Annotated in this window: 20 protein-coding genes; 14 read left to right on the top strand and 6 right to left on the bottom strand. The window is 27.5% G+C overall.

What is annotated here, in order from left to right:
- Positions 1 to 24: 24 nt before the first annotated feature.
- The gene (locus IC175_RS02380) at positions 25 to 834 is read right to left on the bottom strand and encodes a helix-turn-helix transcriptional regulator (RefSeq protein ID WP_227433220.1); all 810 of its coding nucleotides are present in this window, start codon (positions 832 to 834) and stop codon (positions 25 to 27) included.
- 310 nt (positions 835 to 1,144) lie between these two features.
- On the opposite strand from IC175_RS02380, the gene IC175_RS02375 reads away from it, so the two are divergent.
- Complete coding sequence (locus tag IC175_RS02375) at positions 1,145 to 1,426, top strand: hypothetical protein (protein WP_004454426.1); 282 nt, start codon at positions 1,145 to 1,147, stop codon at positions 1,424 to 1,426.
- A 302-nt stretch (positions 1,427 to 1,728) separates the two neighbouring features.
- Positions 1,729 to 4,635, top strand: a complete 2,907-nt coding sequence (locus tag IC175_RS02370) for an EAL domain-containing protein (RefSeq protein ID WP_227851060.1) — start codon at positions 1,729 to 1,731, stop codon at positions 4,633 to 4,635.
- Positions 4,636 to 4,784: 149 nt separating this feature from the next.
- Here the strand turns inward: IC175_RS02370 and IC175_RS02365 are convergent, their stop codons facing one another.
- On the bottom strand, positions 4,785 to 6,404 hold the full coding sequence (locus IC175_RS02365; RefSeq protein WP_227433222.1) for a Na/Pi cotransporter family protein: 1,620 nt from the start codon (positions 6,402 to 6,404) through the stop codon (positions 4,785 to 4,787).
- A gap of 313 nt (positions 6,405 to 6,717) precedes the next feature.
- On the bottom strand, positions 6,718 to 7,458 hold the full coding sequence (locus IC175_RS02360) for a helix-turn-helix transcriptional regulator (RefSeq protein WP_227433223.1): 741 nt from the start codon (positions 7,456 to 7,458) through the stop codon (positions 6,718 to 6,720).
- A gap of 148 nt (positions 7,459 to 7,606) precedes the next feature.
- On the opposite strand from IC175_RS02360, the gene IC175_RS02355 reads away from it, so the two are divergent.
- From IC175_RS02355 to IC175_RS02325, 7 genes are all read left to right on the top strand, one after another.
- Entirely contained in the window at positions 7,607 to 8,356 is a 750-nt protein-coding gene (locus IC175_RS02355; RefSeq protein WP_227483231.1) for a nitrogenase iron protein NifH, read from the top strand.
- Positions 8,357 to 8,420: 64 nt separating this feature from the next.
- The gene (locus tag IC175_RS02350; protein ID WP_227433225.1) at positions 8,421 to 9,317 is read left to right on the top strand and encodes an ABC transporter substrate-binding protein; all 897 of its coding nucleotides are present in this window, start codon (positions 8,421 to 8,423) and stop codon (positions 9,315 to 9,317) included.
- A gap of 16 nt (positions 9,318 to 9,333) precedes the next feature.
- Positions 9,334 to 10,314: a FecCD family ABC transporter permease gene (locus tag IC175_RS02345; RefSeq protein WP_227433226.1), complete on the top strand. Its 981-nt coding sequence runs from the start codon at positions 9,334 to 9,336 to the stop codon at positions 10,312 to 10,314.
- Positions 10,314 to 11,108, top strand: coding sequence for an ABC transporter ATP-binding protein (locus tag IC175_RS02340; RefSeq protein WP_227433227.1), 795 nt, complete (start codon positions 10,314 to 10,316; stop codon positions 11,106 to 11,108). The genes IC175_RS02345 and IC175_RS02340 overlap by 1 nt, the downstream gene beginning before the upstream one ends.
- Before the next feature lie 106 nt (positions 11,109 to 11,214).
- Positions 11,215 to 12,492, top strand: a complete 1,278-nt coding sequence (locus IC175_RS02335) for a nitrogenase component 1 (RefSeq protein WP_227433228.1) — start codon at positions 11,215 to 11,217, stop codon at positions 12,490 to 12,492.
- A 1-nt stretch (position 12,493) separates the two neighbouring features.
- The gene (locus tag IC175_RS02330) at positions 12,494 to 13,705 is read left to right on the top strand and encodes a nitrogenase component 1 (protein WP_227851059.1); all 1,212 of its coding nucleotides are present in this window, start codon (positions 12,494 to 12,496) and stop codon (positions 13,703 to 13,705) included.
- Between the two features lie 159 nt (positions 13,706 to 13,864).
- Positions 13,865 to 14,056, top strand: coding sequence for a hypothetical protein (locus IC175_RS02325; protein WP_227433230.1), 192 nt, complete (start codon positions 13,865 to 13,867; stop codon positions 14,054 to 14,056).
- Between the two features lie 96 nt (positions 14,057 to 14,152).
- On the opposite strand, the gene IC175_RS02320 is transcribed toward IC175_RS02325, so the two are convergent.
- Positions 14,153 to 14,965, bottom strand: coding sequence for an Mrp/NBP35 family ATP-binding protein (locus IC175_RS02320; RefSeq protein ID WP_227851058.1), 813 nt, complete (start codon positions 14,963 to 14,965; stop codon positions 14,153 to 14,155).
- 438 nt (positions 14,966 to 15,403) lie between these two features.
- On the opposite strand from IC175_RS02320, the gene IC175_RS02315 reads away from it, so the two are divergent.
- From IC175_RS02315 to IC175_RS02300, 4 genes are all read left to right on the top strand, one after another.
- Complete coding sequence (locus IC175_RS02315; RefSeq protein WP_227483228.1) at positions 15,404 to 16,555, top strand: GNAT family N-acetyltransferase; 1,152 nt, start codon at positions 15,404 to 15,406, stop codon at positions 16,553 to 16,555.
- 194 nt (positions 16,556 to 16,749) lie between these two features.
- Entirely contained in the window at positions 16,750 to 17,388 is a 639-nt protein-coding gene (locus IC175_RS02310) for a B12-binding domain-containing protein (protein WP_227433233.1), read from the top strand.
- A 1-nt stretch (position 17,389) separates the two neighbouring features.
- On the top strand, positions 17,390 to 18,415 hold the full coding sequence (locus tag IC175_RS02305; RefSeq protein WP_227851057.1) for a uroporphyrinogen decarboxylase family protein: 1,026 nt from the start codon (positions 17,390 to 17,392) through the stop codon (positions 18,413 to 18,415).
- Positions 18,402 to 19,022 (top strand): hypothetical protein, encoded by a 621-nt coding sequence (locus IC175_RS02300; RefSeq protein ID WP_227483225.1) that lies wholly within the window; start codon positions 18,402 to 18,404, stop codon positions 19,020 to 19,022. Before IC175_RS02305 ends, IC175_RS02300 begins: the two co-directional genes overlap by 14 nt.
- A gap of 109 nt (positions 19,023 to 19,131) precedes the next feature.
- Here the strand turns inward: IC175_RS02300 and IC175_RS02295 are convergent, their stop codons facing one another.
- Positions 19,132 to 19,818, bottom strand: a complete 687-nt coding sequence (locus tag IC175_RS02295; protein WP_227433236.1) for a YjjG family noncanonical pyrimidine nucleotidase — start codon at positions 19,816 to 19,818, stop codon at positions 19,132 to 19,134.
- 12 nt (positions 19,819 to 19,830) lie between these two features.
- Positions 19,831 to 20,376 carry a helix-turn-helix domain-containing protein gene (locus tag IC175_RS02290; protein ID WP_227851056.1) on the bottom strand — a complete coding sequence of 182 codons (546 nt, stop codon included), beginning with the start codon at positions 20,374 to 20,376 and terminating at the stop codon, positions 19,831 to 19,833.
- A 237-nt stretch (positions 20,377 to 20,613) separates the two neighbouring features.
- Between IC175_RS02290 and IC175_RS02285 the strand changes: the two genes are divergently transcribed.
- Positions 20,614 to 21,861: a GntP family permease gene (locus IC175_RS02285; protein WP_227433238.1), complete on the top strand. Its 1,248-nt coding sequence runs from the start codon at positions 20,614 to 20,616 to the stop codon at positions 21,859 to 21,861.
- Positions 21,862 to 21,929 lie beyond the last annotated feature (68 nt).

Genomic DNA, 21,929 nt, shown 5'->3' with positions numbered 1-21,929 from the left:
TATAAACTTTAATATAATCATATGTTAAAATTTATATTTCTCATTGTAAAAATCAGACAAATTTTTTATATAGGTTGTTGGATTAACACCACAAATAGATTTAAAATCATTTATAAAGTGAGATTGGTCATAATAACCTATATTTTGAGCTAAAGTTGTAAATGATATATTATTACTTTGTATTTCTTGTAGTACTGTATTTATACGTAATAATCTAAGGTATGTCTTAACACTCATACCAAGAGAATTATTAAAAATCCTATTTAAATGGCGTTCACTATAACAACTAATTTGAGCAATATTTTTAACAGACATAATAGAGTTTTGTTTCCTAGCATCTATAAGAATTGGTATTGTTAAATCTTTTATATTAGATTTAAATAAGTACGATAAAAATAACCTATCGAATTGTTCAATGAGTTCTTTAAGAGTATTGGACTTTTCAAAGATAGAATTAGTTTCGAAATCAAGTTGAGTGTTAAAGTCTTTAACAGGGATTATTAAATCGGCTGATTCTATCTGAGGAAAACCTGTTAAATAGTATACTCCACATGGAAGAAATTCAACAAATACTCTAAATAGTACATTTTCTATATCATTTTTTACAATAATAGTTTTTGTTGTAGCACCCCAAAATTTGCTAGTTATATCTTTTTTACTAAATTCAAATACGATACATCCACTGGCATCAGGTATCAATGTCAGGTTTTCTATAGAATTTTTATCTGGAAAAGTTATTGTATAGTGAGCTATATATGGTCTTAATAATTTGTGTGGTGAAATATATATATCATGATTGTGATTTTTTAGCATGTTTTTAATTTTTTCTATCATAAGTATATCCCCCTGATACTATTTAGTGATAAATAGATTAGTTTAATTTTAGTATTTTATGTAATAAAACATTCTGATAAAAAGTTTCATTGAGAGTATAAAGTATATAGAATAATTATAAAATAAAGTCTAAAAATGTACAATTATTAAAAAAAATATATGAACTCATGAAACTGGCATATTAGATAGAGTTAGGTATAAACTAAACACAGAAAATAATAGTGTTACTTTTATAATAGATACATATAAAGATATTTTTAAGAATAAAATTTATTATTAAATAAAAAATAAGGGAGAGTGATTTAATAGAATGGCATCAAAACAAATACCAAGAAATAATTTAGAAAAGTTTTTAAGAATAAGAGTTCTATCACATACAGGCGACAAAATACATATAAAATTACCTGTAAATTTTGCAAAGAGAATGATTGAAAACAATGCTTTAGATTTATTTAATGGAAAAGATGATGTAGTTGATGGTAAAAAAGTTACTGAAATACTAGTTAAGGCATTTGACTATGATTTAACTGGAGAAGTGGTTCATCTAGAAAGAAAAAATGGGGATATTATTAAAGTATCAATTGTGCAATAAAATTAATTTATAGGAATTTCAATTTGATGTAATTATAAAAAGATTATATAAAAAATGAATTATTTTACCATGTTAAAAGCTATATAAATTTGTTATTTTGCAAATTTATATAGCTTTTTAAGTATTCTTATTATGTGTGATAGATATAAAAAAATAGTATGTTTATATAAGTTAAGTTTTCTGTATTCTCACTAGTAATATATATTTTAGAAGTATTTTGAAAGTTAAACAATTGGCAGTATATTCTATTTTTCTATTGAAAATGATATAATATAGCTACTAAGAGGGAGGAGGACAAAATTTTGAAGTTAAAAACCTATCAATTGATTCTGATTGTTTGTATGATTTTTCTTTCTTTTCCAATAAAAATTAACTCTGCTTCAGATAGGGTTCCAGTTAAAGTCGGGTATTATGATGATGGCGATTATATGAGTCGAAATGAAAATGGAGAGTATATAGGATTTAATTTTGAATACTTACAAGAAATTACTAAGTACACTAACTGGAAATATGAAATAGTAGATTGTAAAAGTTGGGAAAATGCTCTTGAAATGTTAAAATCAGGTGAGATAGATGTTCTTCCTAGTGTCTATTATACAAAAGAACGTACAAAAGAAATGCTTTTTCCAACACTACCAATGTGTAATATCTATACAACTTTAAATGTAAAAGTGGATGATACTCGTTATGATTATGAGGATTTTGATTCATTTCAGGATATGAAAGTAGGTGTTATTAGTAATAGTAAGGATGCTGAAAACTTTAAAGAATATTGTAAAACAAATGATTTTGAAGTTAAAATTATATCTTATAAAGAAACAGATGATTTATTAAGAGATTTAAAAAATGGAAATCTTGATGGTGTTGCTATAACACATCTTGGTCGGACTAGTACATTTAAAAGTGTAGCACAATTTTCTCCAGAGCCACTCTATACTGTGGTTTCAAATAAGAAACTGGATTTATTATCTCAACTGAATTCTGCTTTGAATACATTGACACTTAGGAATTCAAGTTATGAAACAAAATTATATAATAAATATTTTTCTATAAGTACTGCTCAGAAGCCAGTATTTACAAAAGATGAGCAAGAATATATACAACAATCTGGTGAAATTTCAGCTGTTTATGATTCTACAAAGATACCACTAGAATATGGTGATTCAAAAACAGGTGAGTTTTCTGGTGTGGTTGCTGATTTATTTAAGGAAATTACAAATAACACTGGTTTAAAATTTAGATTTGTTTCTGCAAAAAGTTATAGTGAAGCACTTCAAGTATCAAAAGATTCTAGAATATCTATAGTTTGTGGTATGGAAAACGATTATATTAACAACCAAAAAAACAATATAAGAACAACGCAGTATTATTTACGTGCTCCAGTAGTTTTAGTTAGTGGAGAAAAAGAAAATGAAATTAAAAAAGTGGCAGCTGTAAATGGTTCTTTAATTGGACAAAATATTACTGAAGATGGGAAACTAGATAGAACTATAGAGTATTATAATTCTCCAAAAGAATGTTTTGAGGCTGTATTAAAGGATAAAGTGGATGCTGTTTATGTAAATACATATATTGCAGATTATCTATTGTCCAATCCTCGTTATGAAAAATTTTCTGTTTCGACCTTGACAAACTATGCAGAAGAAATAAGTATTGGTATTTCTGATTCTGCAGATTCGAGGTTATTTTCTATACTAGATAAATGTATTCAATATATGTCAACAGAACAAATGGACAGAATAATTTTAAAAAATACGATAATTCAATATGATATAACTTGGCAAGATATTATCCACCAGCATCCAATGGCAATTATTGGAGGCGTTATTATAGTATCAGCTATTATTATTATACTTTTGAGTTTTCTACTTTTATTAAAGTCAAAAAATAATAAACGTATTGAGAGTTTGTTATACCGAGATAGTCTTACAGGAATTTGGAATTTAAATAAATTTTGTAAAGAAGCTATTAAGAGTTTAAGAAGTGCAGAAAGTGGTTCATATGTGATTGTTTATTTAGATATAAAACAATTTCGAATGATTAATGACACTTTAGGTTTTTCAGAAGGAGATGAAATACTTTGTGCACTAGCTAAAGCTTTACAAGATTCTGTATATTTTGAAGAATCTTGTGCTCGCGTTTCTGCAGACCAATTTGTTATGTTATTAAAATACGATAGTTGGGAATGCTTAGAAGAACGTCTCTTCAAGATTGATAATCAATTAAATGGTTGGGTAGAAAAAATGAGAAAAACTTACCAACTTATTCTTGTATTTGGTGTATATATAGTAGATGAAGTTGAAAAACATGATATATCTCTCATGCTTGACCTAGCAAATTATGCAAGAAGAAATACAGAAATAACTCACAAAAGTTGTGTTGTACTTTATGATATGACTATGAGAGAGGAAGGGCTACATCAAAGAAACTTAACAGATAGAATGCAAATAGCCTTAGAACAAGGAGAGTTTGTTCCATACTTTCAACCAAAGGTAGATATGAATACAAATAAATTGGTAGGAAGTGAAGCATTGGTAAGATGGAATTATCCACATAAAGGTATAATAAGTCCTGCAAAATTCATTCCTTATTTTGAAAAAAACGGATTTGTGGTAGAAATTGACTTTTATATCTATGAAGAAGTCTGCAAAATGTTAAAGAGATGGATGGATTTGGGATTAAATATTAGTCCAGTATCCTGCAATTTTTCCAGAATTCATTTTAATAATGAAAGCTTCTCAGAAAAATTGATAGAAATAGCGGATTCCTATAAAATACCTCACAAATACCTTGAAATAGAAGTCACAGAAAGTATTTTTGTTGAAAATCTCAATCAGATTTTGAGTCATTTTAATCAACTAAGAGAATCAGAATTTCCTATTTCTATAGATGATTTTGGTTCTGGATATTCCTCTCTTGGCTTATTACAACAATTTTCTGTTGATATAATTAAGTTGGACCGTACATTTATACAAAAAGGAATGCATGGTAGTCGTGAACAAGCTGTCGTGCGTGGAGTGGTAAATATGGCAAAAGAATTAAATATGAAAGTTATATGTGAAGGGGTAGAAAGTATAGAACAAGTGAGAATACTAAAAAAAATTGGATGTTATTTGGCACAAGGATATTTTTATGCAAAGCCAATGCCACAAGATGATTTTGAGCAATTATTAAAAAATCCTGTGCTTAAAATCAAATCAAATGTTTAAGGTACTCGTTTATTATATAAGAGAAAAAGAAAAATACCTATTCTAAATTTATATTAACTAAATTGAAAAAGCTATAAATAATAGAATTATTATTTATAGCTTTTTATTATATTAAGTAGTTAATTAAAATTAAATACAAATTGTAGTCATTATATTTTCTGTTTAAGTTTTAAAACTTGTTTTACTATATTTGTTGAATGGTCAGAAATTCTTTCTAAGTTAGTAAGTAAGTCAAGGTAAAGTACACCAGCATCAATTGTACAACTACCATTATTTAATCTAATCATATGAGAATTTCTAAAAGTTTTTTCTAAGTAATTTACTTCATTTTCAACTTCTAAAACTTTGTTTGCTAATTCAAAATCTTTTACATCTAAAACTACTAAAGCATCCTTAAAGTTAGTCATAGTTTTATTGTATATTTCATAGATTTCTTTTATTGCACTATCAGAAAAGTTAACATTCATTTCTTTAACAGTCATAGCCAATTCAGCTATATTTTCAGCATGGTCAGATACTCTTTCGATATCATTTACTGTATTGAAAAGTAAATCTGTTCTAAATCGTTCATCATCTCTGAGTGGTTCTTTAGAAAGTTTTAACAAGTAATTTAATATATCTTTTTGCAATTTATTAACAACTTTTTCAGACTCAAAAGTTTTCTTAATATCCTCACTACTTTTATTTAAAAAACCTGCAATTGAATGTTCTAAAGAGTTTGTAGCCTTATGGCCCATTCTAACAACTTCTTGTACAGTATTACCAAGTGCTATAGATGGAGTACTAAACATTCTTTCATCTAAGTACTTAGTATTGTTTACAATTTCTGACTCAGTTTCCTTAATAGGTATAAGTTTATTTGCTAATTTAACTATGTATTTAGAAAATGGCAATAATATTATAACATTTGTAAGATTAAATAAAGTATGTGCATTTGCTATTTGTCTAGCTGTGTCAGTTGGGTCAAAATGAGTAACTATTGCTGATATAGGTTTATTTAAAACAAGCATAAATATTATTGTACCAATGACATTAAAGCTTAAATGCATTACAGCTGCACGTCTAGCATTTCTATTTGCACCAACACTTGATAAAAGTGAAGTAACACAAGTACCAATATTATCTCCATAAAGTATAGGTAAAGCAGCTGATAGAGGAAGTATTCCTTGAGAAGCTAAAGCTATTAGCATACCCATAGAAGCACTTGAACTTTGTATGATACCAGTGATTGCAAATCCTGCTAATATACCAAGGATAGGATTTTTACTAAAATATAAGAGTGTATCAGTAAATCCCTTATACTCAGCAAGTGGAGCTACTGCATCTTTCATAAATTCCATACCTGTAAATAATATACCAAAACCAATAAGTATTTCAGCTAAGTGTTTTGTTTTTTGATTTGATGTAAATAAATAAAATACTATACCTATACCTAATGCAATTGGGGCTATTCCTTCAAGATTAAATGAAACTAATTGGGCAGTAACAGTAGTACCTATATTTGCACCCATTATTACACCAATGGCTTGACTTAGATTCATTATTCCTGCATTTACAAAACCTACAACCATTACAGTAGTAGCACTTGAACTTTGTATGATACCTGTAACAACTGTACCCACCAATACACCCATAACAACATTACTTGTTAAGAGTTCGATGATTTTCTTTAATTTGTCTCCTGCCGATTTTTGTAAACCTTCTCCCATTAAACTCATTCCATAAAGAAAAAGTCCAAGTCCACCGATAAGACTAACTGCTATATTCACGATATTTCCTCCCTTAAGAAATTAATAAATTTTTTATATGAATTATAAACTTTATTAACTAAAATTTATCGTTTCCATAATATAGAATAACAAATTTTGTCAATTTAAATATTAACGTTTTGTTAAGTATAGGTTAAGAGAATGTTAAATCTTTAAGTTGTTGTTAATTTGAGAAAACTTATATCATATAGTAATTTAAATACTTAAGGTGATATTTAGCATATTTTGGATAAAGTCAACTTAACAAAGAATTAACTGTTTTCGTCAAAATATTTATAATTAAAAAATATCATCCTTTGCAGAATGATATTTTTTAATTATAAATATTTTTATATTCAATTGGTGTAAGGTTGTTGAACTTTTTAAAAACCATACTATAATAATTTTGGCTATTGAACCCAACAAATACAGCAACATCTAAAATAGACATGTCTTCTCGAAGCAAATATTTTTTACTTTTTTCGACTCGAACCTTATTGAGAAAGTTAGTAAATGTATATCCACTTTCTTTTTTAAATAGGGAGCAAAAATAACTTTTATTAAGTTGTAAATCATTACATATATCACTTACTGTTATATCCTCTGAGTAGTTTTTATGAATATAATCGATAGTTTTTTTTACATAAAAACTAAGAGCTGGTTTGTGTTTCATTTTATCATTACATATTTCTGATAAAAGATTTGATATATAATCTACACATGATAGAGGCTTAAATGGTATATCAGAAAACTCAATATCATTATTAATGCATGATTTAAAAGGCCCTATAACAAAATAGCCACTAGAAATATCAAATTTATGTATTGGCATAATTAAAAATTGTATGTCATTGCAAAAACTTAACATTATATAGGATAAGTTTTTATTAGATATAAAATCTGTGCTTTTTATATTATTGAATATGTTTAAACTTGAAAAGTATATTTCTAGTTTATCACTGTAGCCAACACTACAAAGTTCTTTTAAATCCTTATTAATCACTTTTGTTGGGATATTACAACAGTCAAAAAAATCATTAATGATAAGTTCTATATCATCTTTAAAACATTTCAAAAAATCACCTCATCTAAATTTATACAAATATTTTTATAAAAAAACAAATATAGTTAAGAATTTAAAAAACATATCGCGTAAAATAGTTATTGCGAATGATAATTAATTTCGTTAAATAATATTATGATGTAAGAGAGGTAAAAAGTCAATGAAAAAAATAGCTATTTATGGGAAGGGAGGAATTGGAAAATCAACAACAACTTCCAATTTATCTGCATCACTTTCTCATTTAGGATATAAGGTTATGCAAATAGGATGTGACCCTAAATCAGATTCTACTAAAAATTTAATGAAAGGAAAATTTATACCAACAGTTCTCAATGTAATGAAAAAGAAGAAAGATGATTTAAAACTTGAAGACATAGTATTTGAAGGATATGGTGGAGTATTATGTATTGAAGCAGGAGGCCCAACTCCAGGAGTAGGTTGCGCTGGAAGAGGCATAATAGCGGCCTTTGAAAAATTAGAAGAATTAAAGGCATTTGAAATATATAATCCAGATGTAGTAATTTACGATGTACTTGGAGACGTTGTTTGTGGAGGATTTTCAATGCCAATAAGAAATGGATTTGCAAATGAAGTGTATATAGTAACTTCTGGAGAAATGATGTCAATGTATGCTGCTAGTAATATATCTTTAGCTGTAGAGCAATTTAAAAATAGAGGATATGCTTCTTTAAAAGGACTCATATTAAACGCTAAAAATGTTGAGAATGAAATAGAATTAGTTGAAAAATTGGCTGATGAAATAAAAAGTAAAGTTTTTCACTATATCCCAAGAAATAAAATCATGCAACAGTCTGAGAATAATGGAAGAACCGTTATAGAAGAAGATAAAGATGATGAAATGTCACAAGTATATATAGAACTTGCAAATAAGATTATGCAAAGTAACTAGATAAATATAAGATTAAAATAGAAAATACAGATTTAAAATAAAGTTTATTATGGAGGAAATTTTTATGAAATTTAAAAAGATATGTTCAGTATTTTTACTTAGTGCATTAATATTAACAGGATGCTCAAAACCATCAAATGATGAGTCTGCAAATAAGGAGTCAAATAACAACGTAAAAGTTGTTTCAGCCACAGTAGCAGCAACACAAGTACTAGATAAATTAGATGCTACTTTAGTAGGTATTCCAACGACTAAATCTGAATTGCCAGAAAAATATAAAAATCTACCAGAAGTAGGACAAGCTATGAATCCTGACTTAGAAATTGTAGCATCTCTTGAGCCAGATGTATTTATAGTTGATAGTATGTTTAAAGAAAATGTTGAGAAGAGTATGAAAGAATATAACCTAGATACATTCTATTTTGAAACTGGAACATACACAAAGTTTCTTAAAAGTATAGAAAATTTAGGTAATAAAATAAATAAACAAGATGAAGCAGAAAAACTTATAAAAGAGCTAAAAGGAGTAGAAGAATTGGTCGTAGAAAAATCAAAAAAACAGGATAAAAAACCAAGAGTAGCTATTTTATTTGGTGGTGGAAATAGTTTTATGCTAGCTACAAAGAGCTCATATCTTGGTGATTTGGTTAAAACAGTAGGTGCTGAAAATATAGCTGATAACTTAACAGATAGTGTGGATTCAGATTATATACAATTTAGCTTAGAACAAATTATAAAAGAAAATCCAGATTACATACTTAGATTTGCACATGGGAATATAGAAGAGACTAAAAAAGCATTTGATGATTCTTTTGATAAAAATCCTGCATGGGCTACATTGAATGCAGTGAAAAATGGAAAAGTTATAGATTTAGACTCAAGTATATTTAATGTATCAGCAAATATACATGTCAAAGATTCAATAAATAAACTGGGAGATATCTTATATGGAGATAAATAGATTTTAGGTGAATAATATGGATAATAAAAAAGTCTTATTGATATTTACAGGGTTGATAACTGTAATTATTTTATTAATTGTTTTTTCTACTGTAGGGAGTGTAAATTTAAGTATTGGGGAAATATTTGATGCATTGATAAATGAAAATAATACAATGGTTACTACAATAGTTTATAAAATGAGGTTGCCTAGAAATATTTTAGCAGCGTTAGTTGGTGCAAATCTAGCAGTTTCAGGATTATTGTTACAAGCTGTTATGAAAAATCCATTAGCAGACCCTGGTATAACAGGTATATCTACAGGAGCAAGTGTAGCTGCTATTATAATATTGCTTTTATTTCCACAATATACAAGTATGTTACCAATAGTTGCTTTTATAGGAGGACTCATATCTTGTGGAGTAGTATATTTGATGGCGTATAAAAATGGGCTTAGACCAGAGCGAATTATACTAGCTGGAGTCGCTGTAAACACTATATTAGGTGGTGTTATATCGTATTTATCAACTATGTATAGTGAAAGAATTCAAAGTGCAATGTTGTGGTTAAACGGAAGTTTAGCCACAAAGACTTGGTTAGATGTAAATATGCTAATATGGTATTCTGTTATAGGATTGATAGGAGCAATTTTACTTATCAGAAGTACAAATGTACTGCAACTAGGAGATGACGCAGCTACAAATCTTGGCTTCAATGTAAATAAAAGTAGGTTTCTAATCTCATTAGTAGCTATATTTTTAGCAGGTGTTTCTACCTCCATAGTTGGTGTCATCAGCTTTGTGGGCCTTATAGTACCACATATAACTCGTATGTTGCTTGGTAGTGACCATAAATATACGATACCATTTAGTATAGTACTAGGGAGTATAGTATTATTAATTGCAGATACATTAGCAAGAACAATAGGAGGCTCTATAGAGATTCCAGTAGGCGTTATTATGTCTATAATAGGGGGTCCATTCTTCTTATATTTATTAAGAAAGAGAGGCGGTTATTAATGTTCAATGTAAAAAATGTCAAAATAGGTTATGAAGATAAGATTATCATAGACAATCTGAGTGTGAGCATTAAGGAAAAAGAAGTAGTTTCTATATTAGGTCCAAATGGTTCAGGAAAATCTACGCTACTTAAATCCTTATCTAGAATTTTGAAAATTAAACAGGGTGACATATATATTGGTAAGAAAAATATGAAAGTCATGAGTAATAAAGAAATTTCGAGGAAAGTGGCATTATTAGCTCAACATAATGCCTCCTTAAAGGATATAAAAGTAAAGGATTTAATATATTATGGAAGAATACCACATAAAGGTTTTTTTGAAAGTAAAAATAAAAATGATGAAGAGATAGTAAATTGGGCAATGAGAAATACAGGTCTTGAAGCATATAAAGATAAATTGGTAAGCAATTTATCTGGAGGAGAAAGACAAAGAGTATGGTTAGCGATGGCACTTTGTCAAAAGCCAGATATACTTTTATTAGATGAACCTACAACATATTTAGATATATCTCATCAATTAGAACTAATGGAACTTGTAAAAGATATAAATAAAAAATTTGGAATGACTATAATTATGGTTCTACATGATATAAATCAAGCGAGCAAATACAGTGACAGACTTATTATTATGAATAATGGTGCTATAGTAGCGGATGGCCATCCTAATAACGTAATAAGTGAAGAAATAATAAAAGATGTTTATAAGGTAAAATGTGATATAGATATAGACCCAATTAGCAAAAAGCCTAGGATTCATCCAATAATGTTATGTAGAAGAACTAGTAGTATATAAAGTTTTAACATTTGAAATGACCACAGTTTAAAAATATAAAAAGTAATATAAGTGTAACTTTAAATTTATAAAGTTGTATAAGTAATAGGATTGGAAAGGAAAAAATATGTATACTTTAAATGTATTAAATAGATTAAAAGATATAGCATATGATAAAGATATAAAATCTTTATCATATGCTGTGTTTCCAGGGACTCATTGTCCATTGTTTGGAGTTGTATTAACTGCATCATATATAAAAAACATGGCTCTTGTGATAGTAGGAACAAATGAATGTACTTATTATAGTAAAAACTTTGCATATCATAGACAGTCTGGTCAAGATAGTGTTTATTCAGTAGTTCTAAAAGATAAAGATATAGTTTTTGGTGCAGAAAAAAAAGTAATAGAAGCTGTAAAGTATATTTCAGAAGTTGAAAAGTTTGATGCAATAATGATAGTAACTACATGTGTACCAGAGTTAATAGGTGAGGATTATAATGCTTTATCTGAGGAATTGGAAGAACTGATAGGTATCCCTGTTTTAGCAGTTAATACCGAACATTATACTTGTAATTCTCATATAATTGGAATGACTAGAGCTTTAAAGAGTTTATCATCAGTTATGGAGAATCATACAAATAAAAAAGGTGTTAATATTTTAGGGCATAGACAAGAGAATGTAGAAGATACAGAGCTTGTAAAGTTACTTTTTAAAGAAGGCGTAAAAATAAATTGTGTAATACCATCTAAATGTACTATAAGAGATATAAAAAGTGCATCTAGTGCTAAATTAAATATAGTAACAGACATGATAGCATTGGATTTAGCTGAAGATATGAAAAATAAATTTGGAATAGAATACATATATTTTGATAAAAACATGAAAGAGTCAATTATAATGGAAAACTATAATAAACTTTGTAACATTTTAGATATAGATGTACAAGATGAATTATTAGAACAAAGACAAAAATACAATTTGTTATTGAATAAATGTAGACTTCTAATGGAAGGTAAAAAGCTAATTTATGGGAATACACCAATGATGGCGTTTGAAACAGTGGATTTCTTAACAGAATTAGGGTTAGTGCCAGAATTTATACAAGTGCGTGAACTTTATGAACAAGATGGTTTATTTAAAGACAACATAATAAAAAAAGGACACAATCCATATATAAGCAGAATTGCGAATATAGCTCCACTTAGAAGTTTGTATGATACTATAAATGCAGATATTTATATAGGCCATGAAAATCCAATGTTATTAAAAGAAAAAGGACTTATGCAAATAACGTTAGACGAACATGCACAAAAAATAGGGTTTGAGCTTCCAATAGGCATAATGGAAACTTTAATTAAATTGTTTGATGTGGAGAAAGTTACAAGAAAGGAAGTGATTTAATATGGAAGTATATAAATATTTTCCAAATCCTTCTGATAGAATGGGAATAATATTTACAGTATCATCAATAAGTGAAGCCTGTGTCATAGAATTTGGCCCATCAGGAACAACTCACTATGCGATAGAAGCAATTGGAAGTTTAAATGGAGAAGACAAAGCAAAGATTTATTCAACTCATATGAGTGAAAGTGATGTTACGTTTGGAAATTATGATAGATTAGAAAAGGCTATAATTGAAATAGATAATAATATTAACCCAAAATATATATTTGTAATGGCTTCATCTGTATCTTCTATTATAGGTGTGGATATAGTAGGAATTTGCAATATCATAAGTGATTCTGTAAACTGTAAGTTAATCCCAATTACAACAGGTGGATTAAGAGAAGATTATAATCAAGGAGTTGAAGATTTTCTTTATATATTAGCAAAGGATGTAGTAAAAGAGAGCAATGAAAAAATTGATAGTTTTAATATAATTGGATGTAATATAGACCAATATAACTTTTTATCAGATTGTGAAGAAATTAAAAGGATGATAAAGACTTTTTTCAAAAAAGAAGTAAATGTAACCTTTACATCATACACATCAATAGATGAAATAGAAAATGCATCTAAATCTAGTTTAAATATAGTACTTAGGAAAGAAGGTATTAAAGCAGCAACTTTTATGAAGGATAAGTACAATATACCTTATGTGTATAAAAAGCCTTATGGAATAAAAAATACTGAAGAATTTATTAAAGACATACAAAAAGTAACTATGTGGGATTTGGATAAAAGTGCTTATGAAGCTGAAGTATCTAACATAAAAAGACAAGTATTTAATATAAAAAGGAAGTTTTATTTTTATAAGGAAAGCAAAAAATGTGCTGTATTTGGAGATTATGACACTGCTTTAGGATTTAAAGATTTATTGAATGAATTAGGTCTTGAAGTTGATAGAGTTAATATATTGCATAATACAGATTGTAATGAAGAATCTGTATATATTGGAAATAATGAGTTAGAAAGAAATAAATATTTAAAAGAAAATGAGTTATTGGTTTTATTTGGAGATGGTACTAGTATTGATATGAGTCACAATTCAAAGTTAGATATACAGATAAGTAATCCAAACCTAAAAAGTGTAAATATATATCCATATACACCATTTATTGGATTAAGAGGAGTGCTTTACATAATTGAAAGAATACTTAATATATCACTATAAGATAGATTTATTAAAAGGTTAATACATATTTTCTCACAATAATTTATGAATTCTGTTAGGATTTGTAAGATATGGGATATAATATAAATAAGTAAATTTTATAAATAGATAATTTACTTGCTTTATTTTAATTATGTTGGAGAAGTGGGGGAATAGGTTATGGAAAGACTAATGGAGCTTTTAGAAAGAAAATTTTTAAAAGATGTAGAACTCTTAGAATTGGAAGATATAGAAAATGTAGTAGAGTGTAAAATGACACAGCCATACAATGCTCACTATAATGAATACTTAGTAAAAGTGAAAAATGGAGATATAATAGAAGAATATTTTGTGTATTTAAAACATAGATAGATGTAAAAGAGGTGTGTATTTTATTTGTAATATTACAAAATAAATACACACCTCTTTTAGTATTAGAGCGTAAAACTATAAAATTTTAATTTATATCTATTTGATATTTTCAACAATATCAGTTAATATTGAGTCTAAATCATTGCTAATGTCTGTAACACCATTATGAGTAATATCTATGATTTCTTTAGTCATAGGAAGTTCACCTAGAAGTTTTAAATCTAAATCATTTAAAAACTTTTCAGTAGATTCACCATCAAATAGTTTGATTTTTTTAGAACAATCAGGACATTGAATATAACTCATATTTTCAATAACTCCAAGAACATTTATGTTCATTTTTTTAGCCATATTAACAGCTTTTGATACAATCATAGATACCAAATCTTGAGGAACTGAAACCATAACTATTCCACTTATAGGTATAGATTGCATAACTGTTAATGCAACATCTCCAGTGCCTGGGGGCATGTCTATAAGTAAATAGTCTAGTTCTTCCCAAAGTACATCAGTATAAAATTGTTTTACAACTCCTCCAACTAGAGGTCCTCTCCAAACAACAGGTTCATTTTCGTCATCTATCATAAGATTTATAGACATTACTTTTATGTTATTTGAATTTTCTACAGGATAAATATAAGAACCATCAGAATAAGCTTTTACATTTTTTAGACCCATAAGTCTAGGAATACTTGGTCCTGTTATATCAGAGTCTAATATACCAACTTTATATCCCATTTTATTTAGTTTATTAGCAAGTAAAGCAGTTACAGTCGATTTACCAACTCCACCTTTCCCACTCATAACACCAATTATTTTTCCAAATTTATTGTTAGGGTTATTTTCAATAGAACAATTTGATTGACTATTACAATTTCCCTTTGATGGACATGAATTACAATCTGCCATATCTATTACCTCCAATGTTTAGTATTTATTAGATTATTTGTAACCTACATATACTATTTTAGTACAATTAAACAATAAAGTCATTATTTAAAAGGAACTTAGAATATTTTCTATTAATCAAATAGTAATTTATTATAAAAAAAAGAAGGTAATAAAAAAATATAACCTTCTCAATAAAATGGTTGTTTCAATTGACCTATAGAGTTTAATCATATAAACATATAGGAAATATTTCAATATATTATACATAAATGGTCATTTTATAAGTATAACTGGGAATTATATATTTTTTATAGAAGTTTGTTGAAAAACAATTAAAAATCATGAAGAAAAAAGATATAATTAGAAATGTAGTGATAAATTTAAAAATGTGGTAATAAATATTTTACTAAAAATGATAGCATTGAAATATTTTAAATAACATCAGGAGGTATATAGATGGAAATAAAACCAAGAAGTGCAAAAGTAGAAGAGTTTGATAAAGTAACAGGATTAATAAACTATGTGTTTAGAATATCAAGAAACTATAAGCCAACTATGGTGGAAGAGTTTCCCCTTTTATTGAATAAAGATAACATAGAAAATATGATTATAATATCAGAAAATGAAAAAGTAGTTTCAGATGTAAACTATTTGGTACAAGATGTATCTATTCAAGGAAATAAACTAAAGGTTGCAGCTATAGGTGGAGTATGCACACATCCAGATTATGAGAAGAAGGGATATTCATCTAAAATACTAGATAAAGCAGAAGAAAAAATGTTTTCTGATGGTGTAGATGTTTTAATTATTTCAGGGACAAGAAGTTTATATAGTAGAAGAAACTGTAGTGTAGTGAAGAGTTTCTATAAATATACAATAAAGCCAGAAAATATTGAAATACCATATGAAATAGTTGAATTTGATGAAACTAATTTTGAAAAAGATGCTGATTTAGATAAAATGATTGAATTATATAATCAAAATAGTACTAGATTTATAAGAACGAGAGATGAATTTAAAAAATTATTACATGCAGCTACTATTGCTTGGGGGCCAATTGATTATAAGAAAGTATTTATAAAAGAAAATAGTAATATAATAGGATATTTAATAATAAGAACAATAAAAAAAGAAGGTTCTATTATAGGAGAAGTGGTTGAAATAGGAGTGAATAATATAAATGTTGAAAATGTATTAAAATATGTTACGAATAAATTTGGTTTAGAGTATTTAGACTATAAGGTACATGTAAGAAATCTAAAGGACCAATTAGAATGTAATGAACTAAAGTCTTTAGATTATCAACAAGGAACAATTAAAATAATAAATTACAGTAAATTATGTGATAATTTAAAAGGTTATTTTAATCAATATGTAGATTCTGAACTATTAGAGCATATTGAGTTTAAACAAGTTGAAAATAAATATATCATCAAATATAAGGAAGAGGAGCTTATGATAGAAAGTTTAGATAAACTTAACAAGCTATTTTTCGAAAGAAATGAAGAACAATACAATGAATTTAAACATTTAAAAAAAATATATGAATTTACTACAAAAGTATTTCCTATAGATTTTCCATGGACTGCAAATTTAAACTACCAATAATTATTATACTTTTTACCTAAGATTTAAAAGAAATGTTCTTAAAGATGGTTTAAAGAAGTTGATTCAATTAGCCAATCAAAGAAGAGATTACCTACATCAAGTAACTTGAGTATAAAGTTATTTAGTATGGAAGATTAGTTCAATGAGTGTTGGAAAAGTACTTTTATGAAGGAATTTGAAAGGATGAGTATTATATGGACATACTTGAAAAAATAGCAGAATGTATATTAAATATGGGTGTAAATAATATAGAAGAGTTAGTAAAAGACGCTATAGAGGAAAATATTAATGTAGAGGATATATATGAATATGGGTTAAACAAGGGTATGATAGGTGCTTTAGATAAGTTTGAGAATAAAGAATACTATCTTTCAGAAGTGATAGTATGTACAGATGCATTAAACAAAGGTATTAGCATCTTAAAGGGCACTGGAAAGATAAAGAAAAAATCAAAGGGAGTAATTTTAATGTCTGTAGTAGAAGGTGACACCCACGAGATTGGAAAAAATATTGTAAAAGTAATGGTTGAAGCTACTGGATATAAAGTAATTGATTTAGGTGTAAATAGAAAAAGCGAAGATATAATAGAAGAAGCTATAAAAAACAATGTAGATATAATAGGTTTATCTTCAATGATGACAACGACAATGGAAAACATGAAATCAGTAATAAATAAGCTTAATAGACTTAATTTAAGTAAAAGGCCAAAGGTAATAATTGGTGGAGGTCCTGTAAGTATGGATTTTGCAGAAGAGATAGGTGCAGATGGATATAGTCCAAATGCTCCAAAAGCAGTTAAATTAATAGACAAACTTATAGGAGGAGAAATTTAAAATGTTTTCAGATATGACTTTATTGCAATATATAAATAGTGAAGATAGAGGATTTTTCCTGCCGGATATGGGTACAAATGGTTTATTTTTAATAAATAAAAAAGCATATGAAGTATATGATAGTGTAGATTTACAATTGGAATTAGCAAGAACTATGGACAAATATTTTGAATCAGATTTTATATATTCATTTTGTGATGGAATTACATTTTGTGAGACTCTGGGCTTAGAGACACTAAGACCAGATTACGATTTTCCAAGTGTATTGACACATACAATAACAGATAGTGAAAAGTTGAGAAAATTAGATGTACCAGACCCTTATACAAGTGGACGTATGCCACTCAATCTAGAAAGCTTGTCACTAATATCAAAAACTATAAAAAAACCATTGTATGAATCAATACAAGGTCCATTTACTCTTGCAGGTCAATTAGCTGGGGCTACACAACTTTTAAGGTGTATAATAACTGATAAAAAATTTGTGGAGGAGTTATTAGAATTCACTACTGAGTTAGTAAGGCGATATGCTGTGGCTGCAAATAAAGCAGGCGCAAAATATATTTCAATAGCAGAGCCAACATCAGTAACTTTAAACAAAGCTAGATTTGATGAATATATAGTAAAAAATTTAAATAAGATATATGATGAACTTGATTGTTGGAAAGGTATGCATATATGTGGAGACACAAGAGAGTTGTTAGATAATATGTTGAGTTGCAATATAGATGCAGTAAGTTTAGACCAAATTCTAGACTATGAAGAGATTGCACCAAGAATTCCAAAAGATATAGTTTTAATTGGAAATTTAGACCCAATAAAACTTCTTGGACGTTCTACACCTGATAAAATCACAAAGGAAACACTAAAGTTGTTAAAAAAGATGAGAAAGTATGATAATTTCCTATGCGATTTTGGTTGTAACTGTTTAAATACAACACCAGTAGAAAATTTACAAGCAGCCATAAAAGCAGGCAGAATTAGTTATAAAGAATTAGATAGGATTGGTATGAATGAGTTGGAATAACAGTAAAAATATGCCTTATTTAGAATTTATAGATTTAGAAAATATTTATATAAATAAAGATACAGTGCTAAAGTTTTTGGGATATTCTAATAGAAAAGTTCCAGAAATGATTAATGAAATAGTTGAAGAAGAAATAAAAAGTATAAAAAGCATATTGAATATTAAAGTTTATATAAGTGAAATTGATACTGATAAAATGCCTAAAGAGTGTAAAAAGGCATTTGCTATTTTATATACTATAGGAGATAAAATTGATATTAAGATGAACGACTACATGAAAAATTGTAATATGATGGCAGGTCTAGCACTAGACAAAATAGGTGTAGTATGTTTAGATTACATTAATGAAAAAATAAAAATGTATTTAAAGGAAACCTATAGTAATCTCAATATATCATACGAGATATATCCAGGAGATAAAGATTTTAAAGTTGAAAATCAAAAAGACATTTATGAATATATAAAAAATAAATACAATAATTTGGAAATAAAAATCAATGATTATCATCAATTGGCTCCTATAAAAAGTGTCGCGATGCTCATATTAATGGGTGATAAGGAAAATACTGAATCAAGATGCAGTAAATGTATTAGAAAGTGTTTTTAGAAATTTTTACAAGATTAAAGTTGATATTGGCAAGTTGCAATAATTTTTTTAGCTTAAATATACGCTAGCTAAAAAAATTATTGCAAAATAATAAGATTCTACTTATAAATTATAATAAATTTTTTAATTCAATGAGAGTGTTTATTTCATAAGTTGGTATAGAACTAGTATAATTTATACTGTTATTGGAGTTTAACCAACAAGTATCTATTCCTGAATTTATTCCTCCTAATATATCTGAAGTTAAACTATCACCAATCATCAAAGCCGAAGTTTTATCATAACACTTAAACTTTTTAAATGCATATTTAAATATTTCTGGATTCGGTTTTGATACTTTTACTTCTTCTGATACAATCATTCCATCAATATATTTTTTTATTTCTGAGTTTTTAAGCCTATTATTTTGGACTTTAGAAATTCCGTTTGTTATTATGATAATTTTATATTTACTTTTAAGGTATGGCAATACATCAAGTGTACCTGGCATTAAAAAAGTACATTCTGACAAAAGATTTAAGTACATTTTACTAAGAATTATAGGGTCAACATTTAATTTCATTTCCTTTGCAAAAAGTTCAAATCTAAGTAGCTTAAGCTCATCTAAAGTTATAGTGTTTTTTTCAAGGTCAAGCCAAAGCTTATCACTTATATTTCTATATATTTTTATACATTTTTCAAAGTTAAAATCCAATCCAAATTTAGATAAAAGTTTCTTGAAAGCATAAGATTCACTCTTTTTAAAATCAAATAAAGTATCATCTGCATCAAAAAATATAAATTTATATCTCTTCATAAGGTATACCCTTTATAGTATAACTGCAAAAACTACTTTACTTTCACTATTAGAATTATTTTGCCATTTGTGCTTTGTTCCTAGAGGAATCTTAACACTATCACCTTTGAATAGAGTAAATTCATCATCATCCATAAATAGTTTGACTTCTCCTTCTAAAATGTATGCAATTTCATCTCCATTATGAGTAATTCTATCAACACAAGAAGATGTATTTGGAGCCAAATCCATAATAGCAAATTCTAAGTTACCACTAGAATCTGGAATTAAAACTTCATATACAACATCATTACTTCCAGGTAAAATAACTTTCTTTCTACTATCGCGTCTCACTATTAAACTTTTTTTATCTACTTCAGATACAAAAAATGTAAATAGAGGAACATTTAGAGAAGAGGCTATAGATTTTAATGAGTTTACAGATGGATTAGCAAGACCTCGTTCTATTTGACTCAATAATGATGGTGTAACATCTGCTAGTTTTGCTAAATCTCGAATACTTAGATTTTGTTTTTTTCGAACTTCAGCTATTTTTTCTCCTAAATTTAAATCATTCATATAAATATCCTCTCTTTTTCGTTTTAAAAATATTACTTTAAAATAACCTAAATAAAAAGATTATATAGTATGAAATCATTATAACATATAAGATATAATTTTGAATAAATAATGTTAAATCTAATTGAATAAATTAAAATATAATTGACAAGTGGATACAGAATACTTAAAATATATTTAAATAAAATTAAATTAAGTAAAAAATAATTAACTTACTTTAAGATAGGAGGGAATAGTGTGCAAATAACAACTTTTGGAGCTATATTTGGCTTATTAGTAGCAATTATTTTAATTATAAAGAAATTTCAAGCTGTATATAGTTTAATGTTAGGGGCATTTGTTGGGGGAATAATTGGAGGAGCGAGTATAACAGAAACTGTAGATTTTATGGCAACTGGAGCTATGAATATCTCACCATCAATTCTTAGAGCTTTAGCATCAGGTGTATTGGCTGGAAGTCTAATAAAAACAGGAGCAGTTGATAAAATATCAGAACAAATCGTAAAGATATTAGGAGAAAAGAGAGCCTTACTTTCTATAGCTGCTTCAACAATGGTACTTGCAGGAGTAGGTGTAAATTTGGATGTATCTGTAATAACTGTAGCACCAATAGGCTTATACATAGGAAGAAAATTAAACTACTCTAAATTAGCAATACTTTTAGCTATGTTAGGTGGAGGTAAAGCAGGTAATATAATATCACCAAATCCAAATACCATTGCGGTAGCAGGAAATTTTTCTGTAAATCTATCTAGTGTTATGATAGCAAACGTAATTCCAGCAATTGTTGGTATTGTGATTACAGTTGTTTTGGCAAGTTTATTAATAAATAAAGGAAACAAGGTGGAATCATATGAACTCTTGGAGCAAAGAGAGGACTTACCAAGTTTGTTTAAGTCATTCTGTGGTCCAATTGTAGCTATATTTTTATTGTTTTTAGGAAATATATCACCTATAGTAATAGACCCTATGGTTGCACTTCCTATAGGAGGAGTAGCGACCTTAATAGCTACAGGAAATTTGAAGAATACAAGAGAGTATTTATCTTTTGGATTATCTAAGATGCAAGGTGTATGCATATTATTACTCGGAACAGGGACTATTGCAGGTATTATACAAATGTCTGAATTACAACAGAGTACAATAGGTATACTACAATATTTAAATATGTCACAATTTTTATTAGCACCAATTTCAGGTATACTTATGTCACTGGCAACAGCATCATCAACAGCTGGAGCTACTATAGCATCATCAACTTTTTCTGATGCTATATTAAGTGGTGGATTATCGCCAATTTCAGGTGCATCAATTGTTAATGCAGGTTCTAGTGTATTTGAACAATTACCACATGGTTCATTATTTCATACTAGTGCAGGTAGTATAAATATGGATATAGGTGAAAGATTTAAATTGATTCCGTATGAAGCACTAATAGGAATAGTAATGACTATAGTTTCAACATCTATACAATTAATCTTATAATAAATATAAATATTTAATGAAAAAAGTAGGATTTTGTTATTAAATATTGAATTTATATAAAAAAGAAA

The organism is Clostridioides sp. ES-S-0123-01 (assembly GCF_020658415.1).
In the GTDB taxonomy this organism is placed as follows: domain Bacteria; phylum Bacillota; class Clostridia; order Peptostreptococcales; family Peptostreptococcaceae; genus Clostridioides.
This window is presented reverse-complemented; position numbering and strand designations above follow the sequence as displayed.